This is a genomic window from Parashewanella hymeniacidonis (genome assembly GCF_016900895.1).
In the GTDB taxonomy this organism is placed as follows: Bacteria; Pseudomonadota; Gammaproteobacteria; order Enterobacterales; family Shewanellaceae; genus Parashewanella; species Parashewanella hymeniacidonis.
The window spans coordinates 1-9238 of sequence record NZ_JAFEUN010000136.1; the positions used below are offsets into that span (position 1 = coordinate 1).

Sequence of the window (9238 nt, forward strand, 5' to 3'; positions counted from 1 at the left end):
AGTTGTTTACTCTCGGCCAACATACCGACGGAATTAAGTTCTGTTTGCAAGGTATCTTCAAATTCAAGCATTGAGTGTCCATGCTTAATGGTAAGTAGAATTTGAGTCTCTTGGCTTGATGAGAAAATTATTTGTGCTGGCATAGCGTTATTACAAGGAAAGCAAATACTGTCTGAATATTATCTCATTTAATTCTCACATTCATGACATTAATTAAACTGAACACCCGATTGAACAATGGCCAATGCATCATTCTTATCCGTTTTTTGGCTTTGCCTCACCGACGACACCAGTTTTGCAGAAATAAGCCGAGCATCATGTCCAAAGGACAACGCTTTCTGTTTCCAATAATTTGAGGTACTGCAAGCTTCAAATACCACAGTCATTGATTTTGACTTAGCGAGGAACTGAGTGAATTCATCAGGTGTCATTTCTGTATTAGAACGCACGGTTTTGTTTGTACATATACAAACTTGAATTACTTTTTTGGCTAAATCAACACCAATAATGGTACTTTTCATATCAGACTCCAGAATAGCGGTGAGTGTATAAAATACATCACCTAGCTAAGAGTGGGGAGCCTAATTATCTTTATTACTTGATTCTGCTGATTAAAGTGCTTTTAAGAGCAACTCAGTATGAAACTTTAGGCTTTAAGATACCTAAAGTTTCAACGTATTAATCAAGGTTACAGAGTAATTGAGGGTGAATCTTTATTACCCGACTACAGATGCTTACTATCGACAATAGGAGCGAAGTGATAAGCGCCCCTATTGCAAAAGGCATTCCCGGGGCAAGAACTCACTGTTCACAGTTGTTTTATTTTCACCAACTGCTTTCATACCGCTTACAGGCATTGAATTACCGCACAACCATGATATTGGACTTGATGGGCTATCAATCACAACAGCAGGCCTAAAACTTAAAACTTTGTTTTGCAGTTGTTGCGGCATCTTATTACCAAGATGGATATGAAAAGCACCATTTATGACTTCAACTTTGGTTATTTTATTGCTAATTAATTTCTCTGGTGCAGGTAATGATGCGTCTCGGTTATCTGATGGGAATGACAAGTGGTGGAGATAATATTCTTCAATTGGCTTTCTGAGGTTAGTTGCATATTGAATTGGCTCTACCATGTGAGCTTTTTGAATATAAGATTGATAACTTGGTAAGGCTACTGAAGAAAGGATGCCTATTATGGCAACAACAATCATCGTAAGCATTCACCAGAGGGGTATTGACAATCTCAAACTCCCGTTTATTGGCATTTATAACTACAAGCTTGCCATTGTTTTGTGACACAAGTACCACCCCGCAAGTAAGTTTCACTGTTTATTTGAAAAGTCAATACGGGGCTGGTGAATGGTTACCAATCATCAACTCTATCAGCGTAAATCCTTTTATTGTTTTCATAGTTTATCCTACGATTGTTCCCATGGTGAAAATAGGCGCATAGAGTCCATGAATAAGCGCTGCAATGCATAAAATCAAAACAGTAAAAAATACTCTATGAACCAAATTGTGGCGGTCAAATAGATCAGCATTTAATGATTCTAATTTGTTGTCGATTTCAATTTGTAGTTCGTAACTAGGATTAAGATCATCTTCAAATAGATTTTTAGTAAGAGTATGACCTTTTAAATCTAATGGCATTAGTAATAACTCTTTGATCTGGTCTAATTTCTTTAATGAAGCTTTAGACATAAGCATTACATCCAACCAATTCTGTTTTGAGCTTGTAAATCCACGATGAAGATTATTACAGCGCCAAAAGCTAAGTGCGCTCCATAGAGCTACAATCGTTAAAGCAGAAACGAAAATCGCCCAGTGTTGGAAAAACAAAGTGATAGGAGGTTCAACGCCTGAAGCCAAATATATTTCTTTTATTTGCGGCAAGACGAATGTGTTGCTACCAACACAAATGAAGATGAATATCAAATATAGGCAGAGATGATATTGGATATTATCCTTCGACTTCTTAAAGTTTGATAATTTAGTTTTAAAACTCAAGGTACCATATGTTTCCAAGGCCATGATTTGTTGACATTCTTCAAGACAAGATAATTGTTTAATAATATGCTCAGACGTTTTGTTGGTTGTACTTCTTTGTTGATATCGGTTTTCAAACTCTTGTTTAGCATGTTCCCAAGGAATCGATTTTTTTAGCTTGATAGCCATAAAGCGGCAAAAAAAATGAAAATTTGGCCAGTCCATAGCGCCTCTTTATTAACTTCTTATGGTTGAATGATTAACGTTGTGAATTAAAAGTATTTTTAACCTTTATTTTCTTAAATTACAACAAGGGGTTAAAAAATTATAAGCTCGATAGTTATCTTCATTAACAAGACGCCATTTAGAGTTCACGTTAGATTCATAAGTCATATCCTATACTTTTAAAACTATCCCTTTGCTGTCGAACATACTATGTACACACTTGAGAATAAGCTGGTTTATAAGCCGTCAGCCGCAAGGCAAGTAATTGATTTTTTTGATTTAAAATACAGTATCTCTGTTTCTAGACTAAATCTTTTGGTCGCTATAGGTCTTGCAGCGTTCTATAACCCATTGTTATGGCATTATTTATTGACCCAAGAGCATGTATTGACTCTAGAAGGAGGTTATTTTGTTATTGCATTTGTTATTGCTTTGATCGCTACCTTCTATGCAGCGCTTTCTTTAATTAGCTTTGAAAAAGTACAAAAAGCCGCAACGGTGTGCATTATTTTTATTGCTGCGGCGATCAGTTTTTTTATGAGTCATTATGGTACGGTTATAGGTACTGGTTTGATACAGTATATCACTGACTCTGGGTTCAACGGCTTTCTTAACGAGATAAAAGTTCCATTCTTACTTCACATGTTTTTACTGGGTGTATTTCCAAATTTCCTGATTTCTCAAGCTGAAATAAGTTATGAAAGTAGATATAAGTGCCCTACAAGAACAGGGTTAAGTGTTGTAACAGGATTGTTGATTGGAGCGCTTGCACTATTACCTCAATATCATGAATTTAGTGGTTTTTTTAAGCAGCATAAAGATTTAAAATGCAGAATTGTTCCTGCAAATGTATTGTATTACACCTCTTCATACTTCTCACATTTAATACCTAAAGAATACAAAAAATTTAAGTCAATGAGAAAACATCAGAGCCTGATTACCGCCGATGATAAAAGTAAATTACTTTGGTGATTTTTATTTTCAGCTTGGGTTAAGTTAAAAGGGTTTACTCTTTACGAAATGGTTGTCGTTATGGAGTTAATATGCCCCAATCTCAGAGTAATCAAGCGGTTTTAGAAAGCAGCTTTCTTGTTGATCCCACTTCTTTCCCCCTTCTAGAACATACCATTGGCCATCATTTAGACCCAATAGTACAAGCGTATCCTAAGCAGCTTGCTGTAGTCGTCTGTCATCAGGATATCCATTGGACATATCAACAACTTTTACAAAATGTACAATCAGTCGCACTTGGTTTGTTGGAGCTTGATATTAAGCTCGGCGACCGAGTAGGCATTTGGTCACCTAATAATATTGAATGGGTGTTAGTTCAGTATGCAACGGCTTATATTGGCGCCGTTATGGTCTGTGTAAACCCGGCCTATCGAGAGTATGAACTTGAATATGCGTTGAACCTTTCAGAATGTAAGGCATTGATATGTTCAGAGCAGTTTCATTCCATTAATTATATATCTATGTAACTGGGCATGGTTCTCACACAAAATATAAAATTTTAAAATGCGTGAAATGATGGAAGCTGAATTGAATTAACTCTTTGAAGTCGTATAAAATGCGGCAAAATTTATTAGTTAGGTTAGTTATGCGTATTGCATTAGGCATAGAATATGACGGCAACCGTTATTTCGGTTGGCAACGTCAAAGAGAAGTCGACTCTGTTCAAGCTCAGCTTGAAAAAACGTTATCAAAAATTGCTAATGAACCTATTCAGATTCAATGTGCAGGCCGGACTGATGCGGGAGTTCATGCTACTGGACAAGTGGTTCATTTTGAAACTTCAGCTGAGCGTCCGATTACTGCATGGACTTTAGGTGTTAACGCCAATTTACCCAGTGATATCGCTGTGAGATGGGCGACAGAAGTTTATGAGACATTCCATGCTCGTTTCTCTGCTACAGCTAGGCGTTACCGTTACATCATCTATAATGATAATCTCCGTCCAGGAATTCATCGTCATGGTGTGAGTCATTATCATGGTGATATCGATGAAACTTTGATGGATCAAGCTGCGCAAGATTTACTGGGCGAACATGATTTTACGAGTTTTAGAGCGATACAATGCCAATCAAATACGCCATTTCGTAATATTCACCATGTAAAAGTTTCACGACACAGTAGGTTTATTGTGATCGATATTGCTGCAAATGCTTTTTTACATCACATGGTACGAAATATTGTGGGGTCGTTACTTGAAATAGGAATGGGTAGACAGCCTTTAACGTGGATGAAAATTTTGTTAAATTTAAAAGACAGAAATCAAGCTGCACCTACTGCGAAAGCGGCTGGATTATACTTGGTTGATGTCACTTACCCTGAAGAATTCAATTTGCCGAAGCCACCAATGGGCCCTCTCTTTTTAGAAGACTAATTTTAACGATGAAAAACAAAATGCATTTTGAAGAGTGGATTAATTACCTAATTAGCCAACACCCAGTTGAAATCGATATGGGGTTAAGCAGAGTCCGTGAGGTTGCGAAACGACTGAATCTTCTCAATTTAGGTGAAACCAAAATTATTACGGTTGCAGGTACAAACGGTAAAGGTACAACGTGTGCGTTTCTCGAGAACATTTTTTTAAATGCCAACTATCAAGTTGGCGTTTATAGTTCTCCTCATTTACTTAAGTTCAATGAGCGAGTACGAATTAATAACCGTAACGCAACGGATGACCAGCTGATTGAAGCTTTTAAGCAAATTGAGTTAGCACGTGAAGAAATTACCTTAACTTTCTTTGAGTATTCAACACTGTCGGCATTATATGTTTTTAAACAGCAAGCCGTTGATATTGTATTACTTGAAGTAGGATTAGGAGGCCGTTTAGATGCGACAAATATGATTGATGCGAATATTGCCGTTCTTACGTCAATCGGTCTAGATCATCAAGAATACTTGGGTAATACAAGAGAGTCCGTAGGCATTGAAAAAGTGGGTGTTTGTCGCAAAGAACGACCAGCGATTATTGGTGAGCCTGAAGTCCCTCATGCAGTAAAACAACGCTTAAAAGAGATAGGTGCTAATACGTATTTTGTCGGAGATGATTTTAACTCATTTGATGAAAGTAACCATTGGAGCTTCAATGGACTTCGAGTTATCAATAACATCCCAGCGCCACAACTTCCATTACAAAATGCAGTTACAGCGATTCAAACTGCCTTAATGTTTGATCCGACATTAACTGATGAAATGATCAAATCAGGTGTCGAACAAGCAAGTTTACCTGGTCGAATGGAGTTGGTTTCTCAACAGCCAAAGGTGTATTTAGATGTCGCTCATAACCCTCAATCAGCGCAGTACTTGAAGAGACAATTAAATAAGTTCGAAGGGAAGCGAGTTTTTGCATTATGTGGAATGTTAAAAGATAAAGACATTCAGTCAGTTATCCAATGTTTACAAACTGAATTTTATGAATGGAATTTAGTAAGCCTCGATGTCAGTCGTGGTGCAGAATCTTCAGAGCTTGCTGAATGCTTCGACTCTCAACAAAATATCAATTGTTTTGGTGACTTAAATGAAGCTTGGGCTAATTTAAAATTAAAAATTACTGATGATGATGTGGTAATTGTGTTTGGCTCATTTTACACTGTAGCGGGTTTTAAAAAGTTAAAACAAGGATAGTCAGTGTCGAATCAATTTCATAACCGTCTTGTTGGTACCATTGTCGTAGTGGCATTGGGGGTTATTTTTTTACCTGATTTATTGGATGGTAAAAATACCCAGAAAGAAGAGGGGTTCACAGAGATTCCTTTAAGACCATCTTTTACACAAACAGGTTCTAAAAATGAAGTGCTGGGAACAGTTGATATTCCTGTTGAACCAAACGTAGTTCAAGAAAGCTCTGATAAACAAACGACTTCAAAACCCAAAATTAAAGAGGACGTTAAAAAAAGCAATATCACAGCATCTACAGAAGTTGTAAAAAAAGAGTCTCAAACGACAGAAATAAAGAAAGTTGAAGTAGGTTTTACCATTCAACTAGGCAGTTTCAATAACGCCGTAAATGTTAATGCTCTTGTGAAAAAATTAAGAGCAAATGGTTTTACAGCTTATACTGTTCCGAAGCGGCCCGTAGATAAAAGTTTAACCAAAGTCTTTGTAGGTCCAAATATTTCTAAGTCTAAACTGCAAAAGATGCAGAAAGATATTGAAAGATTGACTAAGTTAAAAGGGAAGATAGTGAACTTTGATCCTGTTGATCAATAACACTTATTTTTTTTACAGACAATTATCTTAAATGCAGGGGTGAGAAATGTTTAAACCTTTGTTAAAATCTCGCCGACAAAAAACAACTTAGGATTTACCAAAAAATGGTTTGGATTGATTATGCCATTTTAAGCATTATCGGGCTCTCAACAATAATCAGTTTAGTGAGAGGGTTCGCTAAGGAAGCGATGTCTCTTGTTGTTTGGTTTGCTGCTTTTTTTATTGCCAGTCAATTTTATAAAGATCTCGCTGTTTATTTAACTCAGTTACAAGATGAGTTAGTCAGAAACGGCGTCGCTATCGCTATTTTATTTGTTGTTTCCCTCATTCTCGGTGCCTTATTGAATTACCTACTAGGGCAATTAGTTTCCAAGACCGGTTTATCAGGAACCGATAGAGTTCTCGGTCTTGTCTTTGGCGCAATCAGAGGCGCCTTAATCGTCAGTGCCTTACTGTTTTTTATGGACGCATTTACCAGTGCTCCAACAACGGAATGGTGGCGTGCCTCTAAATTGATCCCTGAATTTGGTGTTGTTATCCAGTGGTTTTTTAACTACATAGAAACAACCTCAAGCTTTGTACCCCAAAACATATAAATGAAAGCAACTGTAAACTGATGAAATAACAATATAAACGTCAGGTAAGCGGTTGATTTAGAACATCTAAAATGAGGAAACTTACCCATGTGTGGTATTGTTGGAATTGTTGGCCAATCTTCGGTTAACCAAACGATTTATGATGCACTTACTGTTCTTCAGCATCGTGGACAAGATGCAGCTGGTATCGTTACTGAAGATAATGGAGGCTTTAGGCTGAGAAAGGCAAACGGCTTAGTAAAGGATGTTATCGAAGCTAAGCATATGCAACGCTTACAAGGTAATGCTGGTATTGGACATGTAAGGTATCCTACTGCAGGCAGTTCAAGTGCTTCAGAAGCGCAGCCTTTCTACGTTAACTCGCCTTTTGGTATTGCTTTTGCTCACAATGGTAACTTAATTAATACCATTGAATTACGTGAAACTCTTGAACGTAAACGCCGCCACATTAATACAACTTCTGATTCTGAGATTCTTCTTAATTTACTTGCGGATGAGTTGCAGCATATCAGTGGACTTTCTCTGACTCCAGATGAAGTATTTGGTGCCGTTAAGCAAGTACATAAGCAAGTAAGTGGCGCTTATGCAGCTGTTGCTATGATCATCGGCCAAGGTCTTGTGGCATTTCGTGATCCATTCGGGATTCGCCCTCTTGTGCTTGGAAAGAATGAAACTGAGACTGGCACAGAATACATGGTTGCTTCAGAGTCCGTTGCACTTGACGCTGTTGGATTTGAGCTTATCCGTGATGTAGCTCCTGGTGAAGCCGTGTATATTGATTTAGAGGGTAACCTCCACACAAGACAATGTGCTCATAATGCAAAGCATGCGCCGTGTATTTTCGAGTATGTCTATTTTGCACGTCCTGATTCGACGATTGATAAAGCATCAGTTTATGCAAGTCGGATTAATATGGGCACCAAACTTGGAGAGAAAATTAAGTCTGAATGGTATGAACACGACATCGATGTTGTGATTCCAATACCTGAGACTTCATGTGATATTGCATTAGAAATCTCAAGCTCGCTTGGACTACCGTATCGTCAAGGGTTTGTAAAAAACCGTTATATTGGCCGTACCTTTATTATGCCTGGACAAATTGAGCGTAAAAAGTCGGTTCGCCGTAAACTTAACGCTATACACCAAGAGTTCAAAGGCAAAAACGTTTTACTTGTAGATGATTCGATTGTTCGTGGAACGACGTCAGAGCAAATTATTGAAATGGCTCGAGAAGCTGGAGCTAAGAAAGTTTATTTTGCATCAGCGGCTCCAGAAATACGTTTTCCTAATGTATACGGTATTGACATGCCGACTTCTGAAGAGTTAATTGCTTACGGTAGAGAAACCGACGAAATTGCAAAAATCATTGGTGCCAATGGCATTATTTTCCAAGACTTACCTGATCTCGTAGCAGCTGTGAAGTTAGAAAATCCTGATATTGAACAATTTGAAACATCAGTGTTTGATGGTAAATACATTACTCAAGATGTTGACCAAACTTATTTAGATCATTTAACGCAATTGAGAAACGATGATGTTAAAGCAGACAGAAATAAAGATGTTGGTACAAACTTAGAATTGCATAACGTTTGTCACCCGTAAAGTAAAACCTCTAGGCTGCAGTAGTTAGGTGTTCCAACAAGTTAAGTGTTTTAATACTTGCTTTGGGACGGCTTAGCTAATGCAGCTTTTTACTTTTAGATAAAGTAGTCTTTAACTTTATCTTTTCAACCAATCTATCGCAGATGATTCTGACTCAAATGTTTCTATTTCACTTGCAGTGAACCAGTTGGCAATTTTAGAACTGACTTCAAGCCACTTCTTATGAGTTACTATCGCAATTTTATTGATTTTTCCCGCATACTTAATTCCAATTCTGACGTCATCCCAAGCTGCTCTAAGTTCCCATCCTTCTAACTGTGACGCATCGAGGAGAACATCGATACTTGGATTTGATACGTTTTTTAGAGCCTTATCAAGTATTGGATTAATTTTCTCGTAGTCCTTATGCGTCATTTTTATCCAATTACTTCATATCATCCGGACAAAGTTGGCTTTGATAAGGATTAGAGATTTTTGGTTCCTTAAACCTAGAAAACTCAGTTGGGTACGTTCTCAAGCGCAGAAAAAATTGTCGGTAGCAAGGCAGAACGTGCAGCAAGTAGTTAATCTACTTGCAAATGTTCTAACGTAGATAACGGCAATTTTAG

General features: G+C 37.5%; 11 protein-coding genes and 1 pseudogene. 7 read left to right on the forward strand and 5 right to left on the reverse strand.

The window, feature by feature from the left end; genetic code table 11:
* Nucleotides 1–221: 221 nt before the first annotated feature.
* From JQC92_RS19325 to JQC92_RS19340, 4 genes and pseudogenes are all read right to left on the reverse strand, one after another.
* Nucleotides 222–521, reverse strand: a pseudogene (locus JQC92_RS19325) (IS110 family transposase); the annotation flags it as partial.
* Nucleotides 522–770: 249 nt separating this feature from the next.
* Nucleotides 771–1217: a pilin gene (locus tag JQC92_RS19330; protein ID WP_205001181.1), complete on the reverse strand. Its 447-nt coding sequence runs from the start codon at nt 1215–1217 to the stop codon at nt 771–773.
* A 130-nt stretch (nt 1218–1347) separates the two neighbouring features.
* Nucleotides 1348–1416 carry a prepilin-type N-terminal cleavage/methylation domain-containing protein gene (locus JQC92_RS23310; RefSeq protein WP_205001191.1) on the reverse strand — a complete coding sequence of 23 codons (69 nt, stop codon included), beginning with the start codon at nt 1414–1416 and terminating at the stop codon, nt 1348–1350.
* Between the two features lie 3 nt (nt 1417–1419).
* Nucleotides 1420–2181, reverse strand: coding sequence for a hypothetical protein (locus JQC92_RS19340; protein WP_205001182.1), 762 nt, complete (start codon nt 2179–2181; stop codon nt 1420–1422).
* A gap of 246 nt (nt 2182–2427) precedes the next feature.
* On the opposite strand from JQC92_RS19340, the gene JQC92_RS19345 reads away from it, so the two are divergent.
* The 7 genes from JQC92_RS19345 to purF all read left to right on the forward strand — a co-directional run bounded on the left by JQC92_RS19345 (nt 2428) and on the right by purF (nt 8630).
* On the forward strand, nt 2428–3189 hold the full coding sequence (locus JQC92_RS19345) for a phosphoethanolamine transferase domain-containing protein (protein ID WP_205001183.1): 762 nt from the start codon (nt 2428–2430) through the stop codon (nt 3187–3189).
* Between the two features lie 71 nt (nt 3190–3260).
* On the forward strand, nt 3261–3695 hold the full coding sequence (locus JQC92_RS19350) for an AMP-binding protein (protein ID WP_205001184.1): 435 nt from the start codon (nt 3261–3263) through the stop codon (nt 3693–3695).
* 119 nt (nt 3696–3814) lie between these two features.
* Complete coding sequence (gene truA, locus JQC92_RS19355) at nt 3815–4600, forward strand: tRNA pseudouridine(38-40) synthase TruA (RefSeq protein ID WP_205001185.1); 786 nt, start codon at nt 3815–3817, stop codon at nt 4598–4600.
* Nucleotides 4601–4608: 8 nt separating this feature from the next.
* Complete coding sequence (folC, locus tag JQC92_RS19360) at nt 4609–5847, forward strand: bifunctional tetrahydrofolate synthase/dihydrofolate synthase (protein ID WP_205001186.1); 1239 nt, start codon at nt 4609–4611, stop codon at nt 5845–5847.
* A gap of 3 nt (nt 5848–5850) precedes the next feature.
* Complete coding sequence (locus JQC92_RS19365; RefSeq protein WP_205001187.1) at nt 5851–6432, forward strand: SPOR domain-containing protein; 582 nt, start codon at nt 5851–5853, stop codon at nt 6430–6432.
* A gap of 104 nt (nt 6433–6536) precedes the next feature.
* Nucleotides 6537–7028 (forward strand): CvpA family protein, encoded by a 492-nt coding sequence (locus JQC92_RS19370; protein ID WP_205001188.1) that lies wholly within the window; start codon nt 6537–6539, stop codon nt 7026–7028.
* 87 nt (nt 7029–7115) lie between these two features.
* Nucleotides 7116–8630, forward strand: coding sequence for an amidophosphoribosyltransferase (gene purF / locus JQC92_RS19375; RefSeq protein ID WP_205001189.1), 1515 nt, complete (start codon nt 7116–7118; stop codon nt 8628–8630).
* A gap of 117 nt (nt 8631–8747) precedes the next feature.
* Here purF and JQC92_RS19380 read toward each other — a convergent pair whose 3' ends face one another.
* Nucleotides 8748–9044, reverse strand: coding sequence for a SpoIIAA family protein (locus JQC92_RS19380; RefSeq protein ID WP_205001190.1), 297 nt, complete (start codon nt 9042–9044; stop codon nt 8748–8750).
* Between the last annotated feature and the right edge of the window lie 194 nt (nt 9045–9238).

Coding starts and splice junctions, on each gene's coding strand:
- truA (WP_205001185.1), top strand. CDS start 3,815: ATGCGTATTGCATTAGGCATAGAATATGACGGCAACCGTTATTTCGGT.
- JQC92_RS19370 (WP_205001188.1), top strand. CDS start 6,537: ATGGTTTGGATTGATTATGCCATTTTAAGCATTATCGGGCTCTCAACA.
- JQC92_RS19345 (WP_205001183.1), top strand. CDS start 2,428: ATGTACACACTTGAGAATAAGCTGGTTTATAAGCCGTCAGCCGCAAGG.
- JQC92_RS19350 (WP_205001184.1), top strand. CDS start 3,261: ATGCCCCAATCTCAGAGTAATCAAGCGGTTTTAGAAAGCAGCTTTCTT.
- JQC92_RS19330 (WP_205001181.1), bottom strand. CDS start 1,217: ATGATTGTTGTTGCCATAATAGGCATCCTTTCTTCAGTAGCCTTACCA.
- folC (WP_205001186.1), top strand. CDS start 4,609: ATGAAAAACAAAATGCATTTTGAAGAGTGGATTAATTACCTAATTAGC.
- purF (WP_205001189.1), top strand. CDS start 7,116: ATGTGTGGTATTGTTGGAATTGTTGGCCAATCTTCGGTTAACCAAACG.
- JQC92_RS19380 (WP_205001190.1), bottom strand. CDS start 9,044: ATGACGCATAAGGACTACGAGAAAATTAATCCAATACTTGATAAGGCT.
- JQC92_RS19340 (WP_205001182.1), bottom strand. CDS start 2,181: ATGGCTATCAAGCTAAAAAAATCGATTCCTTGGGAACATGCTAAACAA.